General features: G+C 50.0%; 18 protein-coding genes. 8 read left to right on the top strand and 10 right to left on the bottom strand.

Going from position 1 to position 19384, the window contains the following annotated elements:
• The first annotated feature begins 123 nt into the window (after positions 1-123).
• The gene (locus MMIC_RS05000) at positions 124-429 is read left to right on the top strand and encodes a cupin domain-containing protein (RefSeq protein WP_072659354.1); all 306 of its coding nucleotides are present in this window, start codon (positions 124-126) and stop codon (positions 427-429) included.
• 87 nt (positions 430-516) lie between these two features.
• The gene (locus MMIC_RS04995) at positions 517-1203 is read left to right on the top strand and encodes a histidine phosphatase family protein (protein WP_072659353.1); all 687 of its coding nucleotides are present in this window, start codon (positions 517-519) and stop codon (positions 1201-1203) included.
• A 74-nt stretch (positions 1204-1277) separates the two neighbouring features.
• Here MMIC_RS04995 and MMIC_RS04990 read toward each other — a convergent pair whose 3' ends face one another.
• From MMIC_RS04990 to MMIC_RS04980, 3 genes are all read right to left on the bottom strand, one after another.
• On the bottom strand, positions 1278-1967 hold the full coding sequence (locus MMIC_RS04990; protein ID WP_072659352.1) for a DUF4126 domain-containing protein: 690 nt from the start codon (positions 1965-1967) through the stop codon (positions 1278-1280).
• A gap of 110 nt (positions 1968-2077) precedes the next feature.
• Positions 2078-3703 (bottom strand): 2,3-bisphosphoglycerate-independent phosphoglycerate mutase, encoded by a 1626-nt coding sequence (gene gpmI, locus MMIC_RS04985; protein ID WP_072659351.1) that lies wholly within the window; start codon positions 3701-3703, stop codon positions 2078-2080.
• Positions 3704-3705: 2 nt separating this feature from the next.
• Complete coding sequence (locus tag MMIC_RS04980) at positions 3706-5073, bottom strand: MFS transporter (protein WP_072659350.1); 1368 nt, start codon at positions 5071-5073, stop codon at positions 3706-3708.
• A 198-nt stretch (positions 5074-5271) separates the two neighbouring features.
• Here MMIC_RS04980 and MMIC_RS04975 point away from each other — a divergent pair, with 198 nt between their 5' ends.
• From MMIC_RS04975 to MMIC_RS04965, 3 genes are read left to right on the top strand one after another with little or no spacing between them, the layout of a single operon-like run.
• Positions 5272-7122 carry a cation:proton antiporter domain-containing protein gene (locus tag MMIC_RS04975; RefSeq protein ID WP_143144884.1) on the top strand — a complete coding sequence of 617 codons (1851 nt, stop codon included), beginning with the start codon at positions 5272-5274 and terminating at the stop codon, positions 7120-7122.
• Positions 7123-7124: 2 nt separating this feature from the next.
• On the top strand, positions 7125-8024 hold the full coding sequence (gene gluQRS / locus MMIC_RS04970; protein ID WP_072659348.1) for a tRNA glutamyl-Q(34) synthetase GluQRS: 900 nt from the start codon (positions 7125-7127) through the stop codon (positions 8022-8024).
• 37 nt (positions 8025-8061) lie between these two features.
• Positions 8062-9003: a PLP-dependent cysteine synthase family protein gene (locus MMIC_RS04965; RefSeq protein WP_072659369.1), complete on the top strand. Its 942-nt coding sequence runs from the start codon at positions 8062-8064 to the stop codon at positions 9001-9003.
• 198 nt (positions 9004-9201) lie between these two features.
• On the opposite strand, the gene MMIC_RS04960 is transcribed toward MMIC_RS04965, so the two are convergent.
• The 7 genes from MMIC_RS04960 to MMIC_RS04930 form a co-directional block, all read right to left on the bottom strand.
• On the bottom strand, positions 9202-11352 hold the full coding sequence (locus MMIC_RS04960) for a hybrid sensor histidine kinase/response regulator (RefSeq protein ID WP_143144883.1): 2151 nt from the start codon (positions 11350-11352) through the stop codon (positions 9202-9204).
• A gap of 73 nt (positions 11353-11425) precedes the next feature.
• On the bottom strand, positions 11426-12262 hold the full coding sequence (locus MMIC_RS04955; RefSeq protein ID WP_072659346.1) for a phosphate/phosphite/phosphonate ABC transporter substrate-binding protein: 837 nt from the start codon (positions 12260-12262) through the stop codon (positions 11426-11428).
• Positions 12263-12324: 62 nt separating this feature from the next.
• Entirely contained in the window at positions 12325-13566 is a 1242-nt protein-coding gene (hisS, locus tag MMIC_RS04950) for a histidine--tRNA ligase (protein ID WP_072659345.1), read from the bottom strand.
• Between the two features lie 6 nt (positions 13567-13572).
• On the bottom strand, positions 13573-14667 hold the full coding sequence (gene ispG, locus MMIC_RS04945) for a flavodoxin-dependent (E)-4-hydroxy-3-methylbut-2-enyl-diphosphate synthase (RefSeq protein WP_072659344.1): 1095 nt from the start codon (positions 14665-14667) through the stop codon (positions 13573-13575).
• 1 nt (position 14668) lies between these two features.
• The gene (locus tag MMIC_RS04940) at positions 14669-15790 is read right to left on the bottom strand and encodes a hypothetical protein (RefSeq protein ID WP_143144882.1); all 1122 of its coding nucleotides are present in this window, start codon (positions 15788-15790) and stop codon (positions 14669-14671) included.
• Between the two features lies 1 nt (position 15791).
• Positions 15792-17291 carry an adenylate/guanylate cyclase domain-containing protein gene (locus tag MMIC_RS04935; protein ID WP_227819366.1) on the bottom strand — a complete coding sequence of 500 codons (1500 nt, stop codon included), beginning with the start codon at positions 17289-17291 and terminating at the stop codon, positions 15792-15794.
• 59 nt (positions 17292-17350) lie between these two features.
• Positions 17351-18262, bottom strand: a complete 912-nt coding sequence (locus MMIC_RS04930) for a GGDEF domain-containing protein (protein WP_171966457.1) — start codon at positions 18260-18262, stop codon at positions 17351-17353.
• A gap of 98 nt (positions 18263-18360) precedes the next feature.
• On the opposite strand from MMIC_RS04930, the gene yhbY reads away from it, so the two are divergent.
• The 3 genes from yhbY (at position 18361) to MMIC_RS04915 (ending at position 19379) form a co-directional block, all read left to right on the top strand.
• Positions 18361-18639, top strand: a complete 279-nt coding sequence (gene yhbY, locus MMIC_RS04925; protein ID WP_072659342.1) for a ribosome assembly RNA-binding protein YhbY — start codon at positions 18361-18363, stop codon at positions 18637-18639.
• A 23-nt stretch (positions 18640-18662) separates the two neighbouring features.
• Complete coding sequence (locus MMIC_RS04920; protein ID WP_227819365.1) at positions 18663-18905, top strand: BolA family protein; 243 nt, start codon at positions 18663-18665, stop codon at positions 18903-18905.
• Positions 18906-18998: 93 nt separating this feature from the next.
• The gene (locus MMIC_RS04915; protein ID WP_072659340.1) at positions 18999-19379 is read left to right on the top strand and encodes a hypothetical protein; all 381 of its coding nucleotides are present in this window, start codon (positions 18999-19001) and stop codon (positions 19377-19379) included.
• The last annotated feature ends 5 nt before the right edge of the window (positions 19380-19384 follow it).

The raw sequence follows: 19384 nt of genomic DNA, 5'->3' as shown, positions 1-19384 counted from the left end.
TAATGTGCTTCATGGCCTGAGTTCTCCGTTCTGTGAATTTGCTGTCTGGATAACTACAAATTTACCATAATCGTTGGGAATTCAGGCCTGTTTTCTTGCTGCTAATTCCTTAACCGGACAGCAGTGAATATACCTGATGCAAAACCGCATGAAGTGATAGAAACGCTACTTCATCAAAAGCATTTGCGGATTGAACGAATTATCTCAGCCGGGCAAAGCACCGCTGAGGGACAATGGTATGACCAGCAGCAGGACGAGTGGATCATCGTTCTGCAGGGTCAGGCACGTTTACAACTTGAACAGATGGATAAAGAGATCACGCTGAATAGTGGAGATTACCTGCTTATCCCGGCTCACTGCAGGCACAGGGTAAGCTGGACTGACCCGGAACAGAATACGCTCTGGCTGGCACTGTTCTTCACCCCATAGGGAACCCGGGAAAATCTACGCCTTCTATATACACCAGGATTTGCTACGATAAGCCTCCACCATCATTCTGATGCAACGGAGGTTCAGATGCTTAGAATCACGCTCTACTTTTCATTCCTGACTGCTCTGCTGTTAAGTGCCCCTGCCATTTCAGCCGCAGATAATGCAGTGAACCTCTATTACGTTCGCCATGCTGAATCACTGGGAAATGTGACGCATGTTCACTCCTGGTACAATGACCGCACCCTGTCTGACAAGGGCAAACAGCAAGCAGCAGACCTGGCCAGAAAACTCGATGCCTATCACTTTGATCATATCATTGTCAGCCCTAAATACCGGGCATTGAAAACCATTTTACCCTATCTCAAAAAACACGGCATGGTGGCTGAAATATGGCCGGAACTGGATGAGTGCTGCTGGCAGAAAAGCCGTGATGCATCTTCAGCATCCCGGCTAAGCCTCGGCAACAGAATAGAGCTCGATGCTGATTTGAAACCCTATTTCACCTTTTCCCATTCTGAATACGAATACAAAACACGCAGTTATGGTGACGGTATATTTCAGCTGCTCAAAGCCTCTGACCTGATCAAACGCCGCTTTGCCAAATCCGGCAAAAATATTCTCGCCATTGGTCACTATCATGCCGGATCACGCATATTTGAAATCCTGCAAGGGCTGGAGCCTGATGGTCGTTATAAATTACGAAATGCCAGAATCAACCATCTCAAAGAAGCCGATGATGGCAACTTCAGAGTCGTCAGCTTTAATCAGTAGTTTCCAGAAAGATTTCGCAGCAGCCATCGGTTGTGACGGCCAGCATCTAGTTGGAATAGTTGACTATTTCAGAGTTATTCTGATTTCTTTTCGGGCGGCTCTCTGGCCTGCTGCTCAAGCACAGGGTCTACAGGCGCAGGCTTTTCTTCCTCTGCCGGCTTTCCGCTGAAGAAACGTCGAAGTTTGCCATATACTGCCTTGATACCACGCCATATTTTCGGCAATAGCCAGATCACCAGAATGACAAACAGAACAAGCAGAACAATAAACAGAACAGGATGATTCAGGGCAGTCCAGAGTCCAGCCACAACAGCCACATCTTCTGCCACAGAAGCAGTCCAGTTGGTAAACGGCTCCGGCGAAGTATTGATGACTGCTCGAGAGCCGGCTTTGGCCGCATGTGACGTTGCCGCCAAACCACCACCAAGAATGCCTGCCGCAAGGCCCACAACAGGATCGACCTCACCCACAGCACCAACAGCCATCATGGCTCCGGCAGGAATGCGAACAAAGGTATGCATCAAATCCCATCCGGTATCCACACCGGGAATCTTGTCGGCAAAAAATTCAACACAATACATGATTCCGGCAGCAAACAGCACCAGTGGGTCACTAAGAATCTCAAGTCCGGGCGGCAGATCAATATTGCCAGTTGTGCCCATCATACCCAGCACCAGAATCGCAGCATAAAGATTGATACCGCTGGCCCAGGCCGCGCCCATGGTCAGCGCAAGTATTGATGCAATCTGGTCAAGATTTTCCATAGCTTACTCCTGCACACGATAACAATTAAGCTATGTTCTATACATTCAGTCATAGCTGCAACTGTTAATTGTTCGCAGGCGGCGCAAAGATTACGCCGAAGCGTCCAGAATCAGGGCCGCTCGATCAGAGAAGGGTTCAGGTCATCCGGAACAGCATACCCCATCATTTCAAACAGTGTGGCTGCCAGATGCGACAGACCGGGAACAGCAAGTGCGGCATCTGCGGCATCAGGCTGACGCAATTGATAAGAACCATCATATGCTGCATCAAACAGAATGCATGGCACCGGATTAACCGAGTGCTTGGTTGAAGGTTCATGCCCTGTTTTGGTGGCCACCAGCATCTCCTCAGCATTACCGTGATCGGCAGTAATCAGAGCAGCACCACCGGCTTGTTCCAGTGCTTCAACAATCTGGCCGACAGCCTTGTCCACAGCCTCTACAGCTTCAATAGCCGACGCCATATTGCCACAATGACCAACCATATCTGCATTGGCAAAATTGATCAGGCCGAATCCATATTCACCGGATTCGATTAACTCGACTGCCTTTCCGGCAATCTCAGCTGCTTTCATCTGAGGCGCATCGGAAAATGAAACTCCTTTGTCAGATGGAATCAGAATATAATCTTCCATACTCTCATCCAGAGGCTGGCGATAACCACCATTAAAGAAAAAGGTGACATGTGGATATTTTTGCGTTTCAGTCAGCCGGAACTGCTTGATGCCCAGCTCCAGAATACGCTTACCAAACGGATTATCCACTTTGGTTGGGCCCATAAGCTGTAGCTTGGGAAGGTTACGATCTTCATCGTAAACCATCATGCCCGCATAAGTGAGATCAGGCTTGTCTCCACGATCAAAACCATCGAAATCATCCAGTTCGAATGCCTCGGTGATTTCAACAGCGCGATCACCACGGAAATTGACCATCACCACCGCATCGCCATCAGTCATTTTACCCAGCGCTTGATTATCCTGATCAACAATCACAAAACCCGGCAAGTCCTGATCGACAATGTCGGGCTGCCTTTCACGGAAATGATTGATCGCGGCCAGCATGGATGGAAAACGCTGCTCACACTGACCATGCACCATCATGTTCCAGCCCTGTTCAACCTTGGACCAGTCATAATCGCGATCCATTATTATGCGTTCGCGACCACCACCACTGGCGAATCCATAATCGAATCCTTCGTTGCCGTTAATGTAAGCAAAGTCCTCTTCCAGTTCACATACATACTTCTGTGCCGTTTGGATACCGACATCGCGCCCATCAAGCAGGGCATGCACCCGCAAGCGTTTCACACCTTGTTCAAAAGCATATTCGATCAAGGTTTTGAAATGATTCAAATGTGAATGGATATTGCCATCAGAGAGTAAACCGACCAGATGCAGTGTAGTGCCATTGGCAACTACTTCCATCACCTGCTGTAAAGCGGATGATGCAAAGAAAGAGTTGTCGGCAATCGCCTTGTTAATCCTCGTCGGCCCCTGATCAAGAATCATGCCTGCGCCCATGGTCAAATGACCGACTTCCGAACCGCCCATATCTTTGGCGGCAGGCAAGCCAACGTAAGGGCCATGTGTAAATAGTCGCGTATGTGCATAACCCGACCAGAGGCGATCAAAAACAGGTGTATTGGCCTGCGCAATGGCATCTTCATGGCCGCCTGAGCCGATACCCCAGCCATCCATCACAATAAGTAGTACAGGTTTGTTCACAGTATTCGTCATTCTCAGCCCTCAGCCGCTTGCGATGCCGGGTTGAGCAGCGCATTCAAGGCATCCGCATCATACACTTTTTTATCTACACGCAGAAAAACTGTGTTTTCTTCTGGCACAACCTTGGCTTCAAAAACACCGGCAAGAGCCAGAATATTGCTTTCCAACGTGTCGGCATCCACATCAGACTCCACATGCGCCATCACTGAAGAACGCATCACCGGCATCTGCATTCCCATCGCCACGAACAACCAGAGCAGAGCAAAGAGTGCTGTACTGAAAAAGATACCCTGCACATCAAACTGTCCATAACACCAGCCACCGACCGCACCACCTATAAAGGCTCCGAAAAACTGCGATGTGGAGTAGACGCCCATCGCTGTGCCCTTGGCATCAATCGGGGCCATACGTGAAATCAGAGAGGGCAGTGTTGCCTCCAACACGTTATAGGCGATAAAAAACAGCAGCAGTGCCGCAATCACTGAAATCATGGAATCATGCCATAGTGCAAGCATCAGACACGCCAATGCGATCAGGCCAATGGAGAGCAGGAACACCTGCTTCATTTTGCCTTTTTTCTCCGCCATAATGATCAACGGCACCATAAACCCGACAGCCACCAGCAACACCGGCAGATAGACCCATGGATGATCATGTGCTTCGATGGAAAGGTGATCGCGCAATACAAATGGCAGCGCCACAAACAGTGACATAATAATGCCATGAAGTATAAATATGCCCACATCCAGGCGTAACAACTGTCCGTTTCGCAGAATTCTTCCGAATTCACCGGGCACGGCTTCCACATCGCGGTGCGTAGAGAGCTTTTCAGGATCGGGCACAAGCTTGAACAGCACTGCGATACTGAGTAGCGCAAGCACTGCGGTCAGCCAGAAAATACCATCCACACCTATCCATGAACTCAACAGCGGCCCCGCAATCAGAGCTACAGTAAACGACATGCCGATAGTGATGCCCACAGTCGCCATCGCCTTGGTGCGAACTTCTTCGCGGGTCAGATCTGCCAGCAAGGCCATCATGGCTGCAGCAATGGCACCTGAACCTTGCAGTGCACGACCGATAATCACCATCCAGATGGTATCGGCCATCGCAGCGACGACACTGCCGACAGCAAATATCAACAGTCCGGCAGCGATAACCGGTTTACGACCAATGCGATCAGAAAGCCAGCCGAATGGAATCTGCAGCATTGCCATGGTAAAACCATAAATACCCAATGCCAAACCGATTAATGTCGGCGTTACGCCTTCCAAACCCTCGGCATAAAGCGCAAATACGGGCAGAATGAGAAACAGACCAAGCATGCGCAGGCCATAAATACCTGCTATGGAAAAAACACTATTTTTTTCTGCACTGTTCATGACTTTATCACACCTTAAAAAACAAAAAACATAAGACCGGCCACATCAACGCCATGCGCAGTGCCAGTCTGGCGGCGCATAGTAGCACCAGATGCTATCTGGTGCATGCAGCAGAGCTTTACCCACAACCATTTATGTATCGTGGTTATTCTATTCAACACTTGCCGCACAATTAACTTGGCGGCAGCCTGTATGGCAATGTTTCCGGAAACCGCCAGCCCAACCACGACTTTCGTTGTCGCCGTATTAGTTGCTACCGCCGCCCAGATGCTGGCGCACCGCATGCGTTTCCCGCCAATCTTGCTCTGGTTGCTGGCGGGTATGGCGTTAGGCCCGTTTGGTCTGCATGCACTGCATGTGGAAAGTATGGAGGCGGCCCTCCACACGCTGATCGAGCTCGGCCTGGCCATCATTCTGTTTGAGGGTGGATTAAGCCTTAATCTGAAAGAGTTACGCGCCAATGGCTGGGTGGTTGGTCGCCTCATCGTGTTCGGACCGCTCATTACAATCGCCATAGGTGCGATCACCGCCCACATGATTGCTGACATCGACTGGCCGGTGGCACTGTTGTTCGGGGCATTGATTTCTGTGGGTGGACCAACCGTGATTCTGCCGATTATTCGTCAGATGCGTCTTGGCCGCAATATTAGCCATGTGTTAACAGCTGAAGCGATGCTCATCGATGTGGTTGGTGCCATTCTGGCCATTGTGTTCCTGCAAGTGGCACTGACGCCGGGGATTTCCAACCTGCTTATAGCAGAGGAAATTTTCTACAAAATCATAGCAGGCACCCTGATCGGACTGATGGGTGGCTTCCTGCTGGCCAAGTTACTCTCCAGTAACTGGTCCAAAGATGTGGAGATTCGCACCATCCTCACCCTGTCCTCGGCATGGGGTATTTTCCTGCTTGCCGACAGCATCAGTTCTCAAGCAGGACTGCTGGCTGTACTCATGATGGGTGCAACGCTGCAACGCATGGAAGTACACGACATTCAGCGTCTCAAACATTTCAAAGGCAGCCTGTCCATGCTGTTGATTTCTGTACTGTTTGTGTTGCTTGCCGCCAACATGAATCTGGCCGTTTTAATCGAACATTTATATTCAGGACTGCTCATCTTCGCCATTCTTGCCTGTTATGCGCGCCCTCTAAGCGTATTGTTTGCCACAGCAGGCAGTCATCTGTCCTTGAATGAGAGTATGTATCTGGCTGGCATGGCCCCTCGCGGCGTGGTTGCAGCTGGTATCACTTCATTGTTCGCCCTGATTCTGAAAGAGAGCGGCAATGCTCAGGGCGACACACTTATGGCTCTGGTCTATATCATTATCATTGTATCAGTACTCGGCTACAGCCTGCTTGCCCGGCCATTAAAGAACTTACTTGCCATCAACGGTGGTGATGACCGCTCTGTATTAATCATAGGTGGCGGCCAGATCGGTGCTGAAGTCGGGCGTGCACTGGGAGAGGATCGTGAGGTACGTTTTCTTGACCTGAACTCTGAAGTCATCAGCAGCCTGAAAAATTCCGGTTACGATGCCGTTTGTGGTAATGCACTCGACCCTCTGTTCTGGGAAATCATTCATGCCGAAGAAATTGGCTGCGTACTGGTCATGACCGGCTCATCCGATCACAATCTGCTTATCGCACGCTTGGCTCATGACAACTTCCACACCCCTGAAATTTACGTTGCCATGCAGGATGATGACTTCAAAAAACATGCCCGTCTGATTCACCAGCTGCAAACCCGCAGGCTGTTCGCCAAGCCTTATAATTTCACCTACTGGAACGATCAGGCTCACCGCAAACGTCTTGTATATGAATCACGTTTTGTCGAAGAGGACTCTCTGCTGATTGACCAGCGCATGCATGATGTACGCATTCCGCATGGTGTTCAGCCTGTTGCAATTGTACGTGAAGGTTTAACGATTATACCGGATGATGATGTGCAATTTAAAGCTGGTGATGAAATCAAAATTCTTATGCGTCCTGATCGCATGCCGGGTGATCAACCCCTGATCCTGCCGCCCGCGGAAATGAAGAAGTCGATCTAAGCGTGCAGCAGCCAAAAACCCGTTTCGCCCCGAGTCCAACAGGCCTGTTACATGTCGGCAATGCGTATTCTGCACTCATCTGCCAGGCATGGAGCAAGAGCAAGCGGGCGGGATTGCTGTTGCGAATTGAAGACATTGATTTCACCCGCTGCCGATCTGAATTTACCGAGGCCATTTTTCAGGATCTGGACTGGCTGGGGCTGAAATGGCCTGAACCAGTGCGCATTCAGAGTGAACATTTCGATGATTATCGCAGGGCAATCGAGCACTTGCGCGAACTCGGTGTGATTTACCCCTGTTTCTGCACCCGCAAAAGCATCGAGGCGGAGATACAACGCATCGGCCTGGCACCACATGCTGAAGAGGCTACCGCCATCTACCCGGGCATATGCCGGAACCTGGATGTTGATGAACAATCGCAGCGCATGCTGAGCAACCCATTTGCATGGCGCCTGGATATCGAAAAAGCTATGACCCTGATGGCCCGGCCACTGCAATGGCATGATGAGAGCGGCGCAGCGCATCCGGCGAACATTGATCATGATGTGGTGATCGGGCGCAAGGATATTTCATTCAGTTACCATCTCTCAGTTGTCGTGGATGACGCGTTGCAGAACATCAGCCACATCATTCGGGGACAAGATCTCGAGGCGAGTACCGGCATCCACCGATTGCTGCAAAATTTGCTCGATCTGCCGGAACCGACTTACATTCATCATGGTCTGCTTGAAACCCTCAACGGGGAAAGGCTTGCCAAACGAAACTGCTCAACCACACTTCGCAGCCTGAAGGAGTTAGGTGTGAAACCTGAAAAGCTGAAACAGTTCCTGCTTGATGTAGAAAATCCGGTCTGGCCATTTGCGCCTGATGACCATGATCAAATCATCCGGCAACTGGCTTAAGCATGCTCCATATAACGAACGAACCCAGGCGGTTGAAGTGACAGCAATTCTCGATTTGATCGGCAACACCCCACTGGTGCAAATTCAGCATATCACCAGCCATCTGCCGGATAATATCCGTATTCATGCGAAGCTTGAGCGTTTTAATCCCGGCGGCTCGGTCAAGGATAGACCTGCTTTGTGGATGATTCGCGACGGCCTGAGGAGTGGATTGTTGCGTAAAGATAAAATTATTCTCGATTCCACATCCGGCAATACGGGCATCGCACTGGCAATGATAGGTGCCAATATGGGCTTTCGCGTGCGCCTTGTCATGCCGGGCAACGTCTCGGATGAGCGTAAACGTATCTGCCGCGCCTTTGGTGCTGAGCTGATCTTCTCAGATCCTCTGGAAGGGTCTGATGGTGCGATTATGGATGCACGCAAAATTTATGAAGATAATCCCGATCTCTATTTCAAACCGGACCAGTACAATAATCCGGCCAATCCGCGTTCGCATGAAGAGTCTACAGGGCCGGAAATCTGGCGCGACACCGATGGCAAAGTCACCCATTTTATCGCCTCACTTGGCACTTCCGGCACGCTGGTAGGTACCGGCCGCTTCCTTAAAAAGACCAACCCCGACATTCAGATTATCGCTGCTGAACCGGACTCTCCGTTCCATGGCATTGAAGGGTTGAAACATATCGAATCCAGTATTGTGCCGGGAGTGTATGATGCCACGGTATATGACGAAAAAATCGGCATTGATACCGATGTAGCCTATTCCTATACCCAACGTCTGGCCTCCGAAGAGGGCATTCTCTGTGGCCAATCCTGCGGCTGCGCCCTGGCAACAGCACTGAAAGTGGCCGAAAAACTGGCTGATGAAGGAAAGTCTGGAAAAATCGTTGCGATTTTCCCGGATGGCGGAGAAAAATATCTCTCCACCCCTGTCTTTGCCGCCAGTGACCGCGTAAGCTACGCCGAAGGCATATAACAATCAGTTGATCCTGTTTCCGTGAAACGAACAGCCTCAGCCAGGAGTAATCATGGATCAGCAGGATGAAATCAAAAAAAACAGATACCAGAACGGTGTATTCATTGCGCTGATTGCGCTTTTGGGCCTGAGCCTTCTGATTACATTATTCCTTGGCTAAGACCATCGCTGGCCACAGCCTCAACAGGGATGGCTTAATCAGCCAGTTTTAATGGCGTCGATTTTCTCTGATAACTGTTGTGGTGTATACGGTTTCTGAATGAAACCAGCCAAACCCTTGCCCGCAAACCGGCTGGTCGCCTCCTGTTCGTTATAACCTGAAGAGAGTAATACGCAAACATCAGGATCAATCTGCCTGAGCTGGCGGAAACACTCTTCCCCATTCATTCTCGGCATGGTCATATCGAGTAATACGATACCAATTTCATCACAGCGCTCACGATATGCGGCCAGGCCTTCAATGCCGTCACAGGCTTTTAATACCTGATAGCCCATATCCTCCAGCATTGCCTCAGCCACTTCTCGCACCGACTCTTCATCATCAATCACCAGAGCCAAGCCCGAATGCTGTAAGACAGGAGTAGAGACATCATCCTTTTCCAACCATTTCTGATTCGCAGACTCCGGCAGTAACACGCGAATCGTTGTACCCTGCCCCTTCTCGGAATAGATACGCATCGCACCCTTGTGTCCTTTTACAATGCCCAGCATGGCACTCATACCGAGCCCGCGACCGGTAAACTTGGTGGTAAAAAACGGATCAAAAATCTTCTTCTGCGTTTCTGCATCCATACCGCAGCCGGTATCGGATACCTCCAGATAGACATATCGGCCTTCATCGAGATGATCATCACCAATGCTACCATACAGATAACGCGATTCTGCATGCATCACTCCGGTTGCCAGCGTGATAATACCGCTGTTCTCACCAATGGCTTCTGAAGCATTGGTCATCAAATTCAGTACAATCTGCTGAATTTGCGCCACATCCGCATCCACCATAGGTAGCGGCTCAAGCAACTGATATTTCATGACTACACTCTTGGCTATCGACACCTCAATCAGCTTGCTCATCTGCTCAACCAGAGTCGTCAGATTCACAGGTTTAACAATAAACTTCCCTTTGCCAGAATAGGCCAGCATCTGCCGGCACAGATCGGCCGCACTATGGCTGGCCGCCTCAATGCTTTCGATGTGGCTGATTGCAGGCGAGGTCTGATCAAGTTTTTTAAGCGCAAGTGCCGAGTTGCCGAGTATAGCGGTCAGAAGATTGTTGAAATCATGTGCGATCCCCCCTGCCAATACGCCCAGTGATTCAACACGGTCAGTATGATGTAGCTTCTCTTCCACCAGACGAGTCTGAGTCACATCCCTCTGTACTGCAGCAAAACCGACAATCACATCATCACTCTTGATCGGAAAAATCGTCTGCGTCACTTGATAAATCGAACCATCTTTACGCCGATTTTTGAAATCATCCCGCCATGCCTTACCCTCAAGCAGCGCATCCCACATGCGAGTATAATAACCCTGATCATGTTCACCGCTCTTGACGATATTTGGCGTCTTGCCGATCGCTTCCTGGCTACTGAAACCGGAAATTCGCTCGAATGTCGGGTTTACGTACTGAATAATTCCATCCAGATCGGTCAGAATCACCAGTTCATCCGCCTGCTCAATGACAGTTGCCAGCTGCTTGATTTCTCTGGATTTACCGACGATTGCATCGTCTGATGCCTGCATGGAATCAGCCAGCTCACGCAGCTCTTTCGGTTTGGCATGGAAGGCTGAGCTATCAAGGCCTCCGGTCCCAACCAGCGATGAAAGGGCCTTAAGCTCTTTTAACGGCTGTGCAACACGCTGCCTGATTCCCAAAGCCAGAATGCTGGAAAGAACAAACGCCAACAATAAAAACAGCAGGAACTCATCCCTCGCCTGATCCAGCTTATATTCAATGGCCGAAGCTTCAAAGCTGATCGCCAATGAACCCAGGTAGCGTGAATTTAAGGGATGCAAAACCGGAGTCACGACTGTTAGTGTATTCTCATTCCAGGCTAGCTGAGCCTCACCCAGCTTCAGGCTGCTCAGCAGTGGGTGGTTCAGTGTATCCGAATGCGCCAGCACCCGGTTATGTTCATCCACAACGGCAAAAGAGTCCATTTGAATCAATGGGTCACTATTAAACCGTTCCATTGTTTTTTTCATCTGGTTCCACAATGGGAATGATTTTTTATACAGCACATTATTGGCAATGCTTTCAGAAATGATTTCGGTATGTTGTTGCGCTTCATGTTCAATCTGAGCAGGCAGTTCTTCTGTCAGGCTCCTGTACTGCAGCCACGACATCATGGACACAAGCAGTGCGATAGAGACAAAGAAAACAGCCCCGACCTGTGTTGAAAGCCTCCCGTTCAGCACTGGTCTACTTCAGAGACTCAAGCATGGATGCAACAGGCTGATAAAATGAGGTGGGCTTGATGACAAAACCATCTAAACCCAGAAGGTCAAGAATGCGCTTCCCCTCAGCATCTTCATGCATACTGACAAGCGCCTGCTGAAGGCGTTTGATAACATCTTCCGGTGTTTTACTGCCAGCAACAATCGGCGTGAATGGAAATGGCCCAAAACGCTCCAGCACTACCAGCTTATCACTGTCCTGCGGGTGCGATTTAAGATACTCAACCAGAATATACTCATCCACATTGGCAACATCTGCCAGGCCATTGAGCACAGCATTGATAGATCCTTCGTGCAGACCGGTGTGCAGCAACAGACGAAAATGCTTGTTGATATCAAGTCCTTGCTGCTGCAATGCAAATGCAGGAGCCACAAAGCCTGAATTGGAACGCGGATCAGAATAGGCCAGGACTCCGGCCTTAAAATCGCCCAGTTTTTTTTCAGCTCTCCCCGCCCTGGTGACAGTCACTGAATAATAGGTTGCCTCTCCTCTGAACAGGGGCACGGCCACCAGCTGTTGACCATCTCTTGCATGATCTTCCACAAAGGGTACACCGCATGTCCAGGCCATATCGTTGCGATGTTTTTTCAGTGCATCGCTGAGCGCCTGATAGCTCTCTGTATATGCAGGCTCCAGCGGATAATCACCATGTGTTGACAACCAGTCAGTAAAATCACTGAGAACAGGGTTATTTCCCTGATCAAGGATCACGCCGGAAAATGCCAGCTTTGCAGCATGGGCATTGTTCGCAAAAGGCAACAATATCAACAATGCAGCACAGGCTATAAATTTAAATCTCATTGAGTGAGCGTAGCAAGGATTTGCGCAATTTCAATCAGGCCCTGATGTAATCAGGCTCCAGCCTATGCGAACACTTGGTTAACGATCTGATTGACAGGTACGGACTGCTGTTCGCCTGTGGCCAGATTCTTCAGGGTGACAACACCGCTATTCATCTCATCTTCACCGATGACGACGACAAAACGGGCAGCTTCGCGATCAGCCACCTTGAACTGACGCTTGGCACTACCGCCACCACAGTGCACTACATTCAAGCCGGCACTCCGCAAAAAAGCAGCCTGCTGCAATGAATGGGTAATGGTTGCTTCACCAAGTGCTGCAACAGCGACATCTACAACTGCGGCATCCGATTCAGCCAGCAGCATGGCGAGACGTTCCAGCCCCGCAGCAAAACCTATCGCCTGCGTTGGTGGGCCTCCCAGCTCTTGAACCAGGCCGTCATAGCGACCACCTGCCAGTACCGTGCCCTGCGCTCCCAGCTGATCGGTAACAATTTCAAAAGCAGTTCGATTATAGTAATCCAGCCCGCGTACAATGCGAGCATTGATGCGATAAGGAACAGCCAGTGCGTCGAGCCCCTGTTTCAGGCCGGTAAAATGGGATTCACAATCGTCACACAGATGATCCACCATTTCCGGCGCATCTCCCAGTTCGGCCTGACAGGATGCCACTTTACAGTCGAGCACACGCATCGGATTCTTTTCAATACGTTCGTTACAGGTTTCACATAGTTTATCGGCTCGCGCATTCAGATATGCCACCAGCTTATCCCGATATGCCGGTCGGCATGCACTGCATCCGAGTGAATTTATCTCAAGATTCAGGCCCGATATACCCAGCTCGGAAAGGAAGGCATGCGCCATGGCAAGCATCTCGACATCTTCCAGAGGCCCTGATGCACCGAACATTTCCACGCCAATCTGCTGAAACTGACGCAGACGCCCCTTCTGAGGTCGTTCGCGACGAAACATCGGTCCGACATAAAACCAGCGTTGTGTTCCCGAACGCGTTAAACCACCCTGCAAATATGCGCGTACGGAACCCGCAGTGCCTTCAGGGCGCAGACAGATATGATCATTGCCCTGATCAGTAAATGCGTACATCTCTTTGGAAACGATATCGGTTGCTTCACCGATTGAACGTACAAACAGCTCGGTAGGCTCCAGAACCGGCAGCCTCACCTCCGAGAATGCGTAGCTGGCAAACACCTTTCGCGCGGCGGCTTCAATCCGCTGCCAGACTCTTACCTCTGCCGGCAATCCATCATGGATGCCACGAATACTCTGCAGACTTTTCCCTGCCATCGTCCTCTACTCCTGTCCGGCGCGAATCGTTGCCGCACGCTGTTCAATGTCTTCAACCAAACGATCCAGCATTTCAGCCTGCTTTAACTTTTCTGATTTTTCTCCATCACGATAGAGCATGTGCACAGGATAACCGCCGGTAATGCCGACATCAGCTTCCCGCGCTTCTCCAGGCCCGTTGACCACACAACCGATCACCGCCACATCGATATTCTCATGAATATGCGCAACGCGCTTCTCCAACTCCTGCACGGTATCAATAACATTGAACTTCTGCCGCGCACAACTCGGACAGGCAATCAGGTTTACACCGCGATGACGTAAACCCAGCGATTTAAGAATTTCAAACCCAACTTTGATCTCTTCTTCCGGTTCAGCAGCCAGTGATACCCGAATGGTATCCCCGATACCATCGGCCAATAACAGCCCCAGGCCTACCGAAGACTTCACCGTGCCTCCAAACAGACTGCCGGACTCTGTGATGCCCATATGCAGCGGGTAATCAACCAGCTCCGCTAACTTGCGGTACGCAGCCACGGTCATGGGGATATTACTCGCCTTCAGTGACACCTTGATATCCTGAAAGTCCATATCCTCGAGAATACGAATGTGGTTTAAAGCCGATTCCACCATGGCATCTGCACATGGCTCACCATATTTTTCATTCAACTCTTTTTCCAGAGAACCCGCATTCACACCGATGCGAATAGAAATACCACGTTCTGATGCCGCTTTCACCACCCGTTCAACACGATCACGTCCGCCGATATTACCCGGATTCAAACGCAGGCCATGCACACCGGCATCAAGTGATGCCAATGCCATCTTATAACTAAAATGAATATCAGCAATCAAGGGTACTTTGGTCTGATTTAGAATTTCGGGCATAGCCGCAGCAGATTCCGGATCAGGCACTGACACTCTGACAATATCCGCACCGGCTTGTTCCAGCCTTTGAATCTGGGCAACGGTCGCATCAATGTCCGTAGTCAGTGTATTAGTCATCGACTGCACAGCAATCGGAGCATCACCACCTATGGCAACATCGCCAACGAACATCTGACGCGTTTTTCGCCGCGGCATCACAATCTGATCCTGCATATTATTCCTCTTCCGGTATCGGGTCGTTATCTTTCTGACTACGCAGCAGATTCAAGCGCTCTTTCAGCTGTTTGGCGCGATTCAAAGCTTCAACGTATTCAGTATTTTCGGGGGTCAGGGCAACGGCTTCTCCCCAGTTTTGAATCGCTAAATTCAATTGCTCCTGCCGGAATGCACGGCTTCCCATCACAAATAACTCGGCAGATCGGGTGTCCAGCTTCTTCTGTATCTGACTGAGTATTTTATCCGCCCCCTTGCCTCCGTTGCGTCGATAAACCTGAGCAAGGCGCTTAGCAGTGGGAAGTTCATCCTTCTTGATCGCATTCTGGATATCACTGAGTTTTACTTCTTTCGGTGCAGTCACTCGCTTTTTAGCCTTGATTGTTTTTTCTGTCTCAGCCTGCACTTTCGGCACTTTCAACCAGGCTGGCATCGCCTGCTTAATGGCCTGCATCTGTTTCACCCCACGTGCGGAGTCCGGCTGCAAACGCAAATGTGACTCGATTTCCACATATGCAGGGCCATACAGCTCTGCGCGAAGGTAACGTCTGGACTCCTTGTAAGCACGGGCAGCGCGCTCATCCAAAGCATCATTATAGACCTCTTGCTGACGCAGATAGACCTCATCCTTGGGACTTAAACCGTTTGCAGGCACATATGCACTGGCATAGCTCCACAGACTTTCATCTTCCTTGCGACGCTGCTCAATAAGCTTTTCCAGACGCATTTGGCGCATCTTGTGTTCCATCTCGACACGTTTTTGCTCCATCAGCTCAGGTTTAATGGTTACGCCCTTGGCCTGTTTATAAGCAAGGGTTGCTTGTGCCCACAGCTTTTTCTTCTCGGAATCTTTTGCAAGACGCAGATAATGTACAAATATGCGTCGTCGTGCCGGCTCAATCTTCTCATTCAATAGCCTGTGCGCACGAGCATAATCAGTATGGGCCTTGTCCAGCTCCAACACCATGGCGCGTGCCTTCATGATGTGACCGTTCTTATACTCATGCTGAATCATGTCATAGCTATTCATACTGCCAGTACGAGAAATCAGCTTACCGCCCGCGCCACACGCGGTCAGCAACATGACTACGATAACAGAAATCATCACATGACGTATTCTCAACTCAGGCATCTCCTGCGATCTGGCGCACATCGGTTGGCAGATCAAGATTAAAAGCCAACTCCACCACATGTTCGATGTTTCTGCGAACATGTTTGCTCGACACCTCTACTGTGCCCACTTCTATCTTCTGGCTCACACCTTTCATCTCGGACTCGCCGATAGGATGAAACACGAAGCCATCACCCAGTTTGTGAAAGCTTGAATGGGACATTACAACATCACCACCCTCACCTAAACCACCCATGCGCGAAGCGACATTCACAGCATCACCTATCACTGTGTATTCCATACGTTTGGCTGCACCAATGTTACCAGCGATTGCTTGCCCGCAGTTCAGGCCGACCCTGAATGAAATCGTTGAGCCATCTTCACGCTTGAAACCCAGTTTTTCACAAGCCTGAGCAATCGCCAATCCTGCTTTTGCTGCATGCCTGACATGATCTTCATCGCCAACCGGATGATTAAAAACTGCCATCACAGCATCGCCAATATACTTATCTACATGACCACCATAATAGGCAATCACACGATGAAACACTTCGAAATGACTATTCAGTACTGCGACAACCGCCTCTGTTTCAGTCGACTCGGAAAATGAAGTGAACTGCACCATATCAGCAAACAGTACAGTGACTTCCTGCCTGTGGTTTTCAACCTTCACTTCTCCGCTTTCAAACACATCAGAAACCAGCTTGGGATTCAAATAACGACCAAACACATCACGCAGTTCCTGCTTGTGAGCCAACTCTGCCACCATGACATTGAACTGGGAGACGGCATCGGAAATTTCATCATTGCCACGCACTGCCAACTTCACATGGAAATCGCCTTTGGCGACCTGGGCTGCGCCATCGGCAAGCAATTCCAGCCGTTCACTCATACGGCCGGCAAGCCAGTACACCGCCACAACGGACAGGAATACAACCACCAGAGCCGCCAATAAAATCCTCTGCACAAGTTTTCCTGCTATCTCTTCCCATGCCTGCTCCGAGAAACGTACACCGATCGTACCCATAGCAGTTTTTGCATAAATTACAGTTTTCGCGTACCAGAGCTGCTTGATCGACAGCCGCTTCACTTCCTCGCTGACAACAAGCATCTTCGCCAGCTTGTTTTCATTACCCACGTCTTTGTAAGCCTTGGTTTTGCCATCAGGGTATTTCAGCAACACGCCCATCACAGAGGGTACTTTCTCTAAAAAGCCCTGAACAACCAGGTCGGTTTCTGCACTGCTGCCGGAGAGCATCGGCAGCTTCAGCTCATCAGTCAGACGATCCACCTGTAACTCTGCCTGTGCAGCCTGACTTTCCAGCCAGGCGCTTCTTTCTATATCAAGAATAATGAAAAACAGCACACCGATAGCGACTGTCACAGTAATTCCGACCAGCATGATCCAGCGCCATCGAATGGGAATACGCGGGGCAAACCTTTCTTTGCTTTGCTCCACCGTATCACTTTCTGATGTCTGAATATCTACAGGTTCAATTTCGATATCACGCACAGCTCCACTCTATCCAAAGTGTCTGCCCGGGCAATAATGGGATTATATGGTACGAAACCTTACTTTTGTCCGCCATTAAAGCTTTCAGATGGCTCTCCGATCGCGCACACTCTGTTACGCCCCTGCTCTTTAGCGAGATACATACGCGCATCTGCCAAGTGTAACAATGCATCTGTAGCCACCTTGAGATCAACACCTTTTTCCACCATATCAAGGGAGGCGACTCCGGCTGAAAAGCTAACAGCAGCCGAAGCACCGTTATCAAGCAAAAGCGGCGCGGATGTGAGATGATTCAGCCACTGCTCAGCGGCCTGATGTGCACCCTCTATATCCGTATGTGGAAGCAGAACAAGGAACTCCTCACCACCCCAGCGGCCAGGCGTATCAGACTCGCGCATTCCACCTCGTAATACACGTGCCATGTGTGAAAGCACCTTGTCTCCTGCAACATGACCATGCAGATCATTAACTTTTTTAAAGTGGTCCAGATCAAGCATCACAACGGTAAAGGGGTGCCTGTAACGCAGCGCCTGCGATACTCCCTGCTGCAGCTGTTCCATCATATATCTGCGATTGCGCAGGCCGGTTAACGGGTCATGACTGGCTTGAAATTTCAGATCTTCCTTGGCCTTTTTCAGATTGTTGATAATACTCAGTATCAGGTTTGCTTCCATGCCGCCAATCACACCACCGCTGCCAAGCACCTCTGCAACGACAGCCTCAACCATTTCATTGCCGGTCATATTAAACGCCACGCAGGGCGTGCATTTCTTCAACGCCTGTTCAACATCGGTATATACTGCAACCTGATGTTGCTCAGCCAGTTTCAGGCCGGGAGCAGAAGGATCCCGGTCCACCACTGCCAGCACCGTCACCAACTCTTCCTCCAGCAGCATTTCCAGCACTGCAGTGCCACCGATGCCTGCACCAAGAATAACAGCCCGATGAGGATCTTCTCGTAATGTTCCCATGAATTTACCCTGCCCGTTAAAACATATGGTGAAACTGTAGCAAACTTCATACCATTCTCCGATAAAATTGTTACCATGCGCACCCCTCGGAGGAAAGCATGCCATTATCCAACAAGCAGATTAAAGCGCTCAAAAGCAAAGCACATCATCTCAAGCCGGTTGTCAGAATCGGGCAAAAGGGCATTACTGAAAATGTAATGATGGAAATCAATAATGCGCTGGATATCCATGAATTGATTAAAGTTCACATCGCAGATGATGATCGTGAGTCGCGCCAACAGTCCGGCAGCGATTTGGCCGCACAGTCCGGGGCCGAACTGGTCTCACAAATAGGTAAAACATGCATCCTGTACAGGCAAAAACCAGCCGATTCATGAACAGGGTAGAGCAAATAAGGCAGATGCTTGAAGCTGAATTCCAACCTTCAAGTCTCAGCATTACCGACGAGTCGTGGAAACATGCAGGCCATGCCGGAGCCAGAGAATCCGGCGGCGGCCACTTTGTAGTTGAGATAAAGTCACACCATTTCAATGATTTAAATCGCATGCAAAGCCATCGACTGATCCATCATTGCCTGCAATCGCTATTTCCGAGACACATACATGCTTTAAGCATTCGGGCCGAAGCGGAGAATGCCTCTTAGGTTGACATCATACGACCATCACTCTGGCCCAATTCTTGCGAGCTTCTTTTCCAATAGCGTGAACAACTGTGAATCCAGGACAGAGGCCAGCTTATGAAAGTGCACAACAACGTTCCGATAAACGGAAAGCCAACTCAGAAATCAAAACAGACCAGCACCAGTGGTGCTTTCAAAACGCTGCTTGAGTCTGAAATGGTTTCGGTTGAACCGGTCAGCAATCAGCCGCAGCAGCACCCCCAGCACAACAACGAACAAACCTGGCATGCACTGCAAGAGAGTGTCTCCCTGCTGGATCAGGCCATGCAATGCCTTGAGTCCGGAGACATGCCAACAGCCCAGATGATCGACAATATCGACCTCCTGCGCTCCCAACTACGCCAACAGCTGGAAACAAACACCGGCTCGAACGAACTCATGGATGCAGAAACATTGCTTGCTGTAGAAGCCGAACGCATTCGTTCACTTCAATCATAAAGCGG

This window comes from Mariprofundus micogutta (assembly GCF_001895085.1).
Classification (GTDB): domain Bacteria; phylum Pseudomonadota; class Zetaproteobacteria; order Mariprofundales; family Mariprofundaceae; genus Mariprofundus; species Mariprofundus micogutta.
This window is presented reverse-complemented; position numbering and strand designations above follow the sequence as displayed.

What these genes read in the sequence shown, in the direction of transcription:
- MMIC_RS04995 (WP_072659353.1), top strand. Translation starts at nt 517, where the DNA reads ATGCTTAGAATCACGCTCTACTTTTCATTCCTGACTGCTCTGCTGTTA.
- MMIC_RS04990 (WP_072659352.1), bottom strand. Translation starts at nt 1,967, where the DNA reads ATGGAAAATCTTGACCAGATTGCATCAATACTTGCGCTGACCATGGGC.
- gpmI (WP_072659351.1), bottom strand. Translation starts at nt 3,703, where the DNA reads ATGACGAATACTGTGAACAAACCTGTACTACTTATTGTGATGGATGGC.
- MMIC_RS04980 (WP_072659350.1), bottom strand. Translation starts at nt 5,073, where the DNA reads ATGAACAGTGCAGAAAAAAATAGTGTTTTTTCCATAGCAGGTATTTAT.
- MMIC_RS04975 (WP_143144884.1), top strand. Translation starts at nt 5,272, where the DNA reads ATGTTTCCGGAAACCGCCAGCCCAACCACGACTTTCGTTGTCGCCGTA.
- MMIC_RS04960 (WP_143144883.1), bottom strand. Translation starts at nt 11,352, where the DNA reads ATGATGTCGTGGCTGCAGTACAGGAGCCTGACAGAAGAACTGCCTGCT.
- MMIC_RS04955 (WP_072659346.1), bottom strand. Translation starts at nt 12,262, where the DNA reads ATGAGATTTAAATTTATAGCCTGTGCTGCATTGTTGATATTGTTGCCT.
- hisS (WP_072659345.1), bottom strand. Translation starts at nt 13,566, where the DNA reads ATGGCAGGGAAAAGTCTGCAGAGTATTCGTGGCATCCATGATGGATTG.
- ispG (WP_072659344.1), bottom strand. Translation starts at nt 14,667, where the DNA reads ATGCAGGATCAGATTGTGATGCCGCGGCGAAAAACGCGTCAGATGTTC.
- MMIC_RS04930 (WP_171966457.1), bottom strand. Translation starts at nt 18,262, where the DNA reads ATGGGAACATTACGAGAAGATCCTCATCGGGCTGTTATTCTTGGTGCA.
- yhbY (WP_072659342.1), top strand. Translation starts at nt 18,361, where the DNA reads ATGCCATTATCCAACAAGCAGATTAAAGCGCTCAAAAGCAAAGCACAT.
- MMIC_RS04920 (WP_227819365.1), top strand. Translation starts at nt 18,663, where the DNA reads ATGCTTGAAGCTGAATTCCAACCTTCAAGTCTCAGCATTACCGACGAG.
- MMIC_RS04915 (WP_072659340.1), top strand. Translation starts at nt 18,999, where the DNA reads ATGAAAGTGCACAACAACGTTCCGATAAACGGAAAGCCAACTCAGAAA.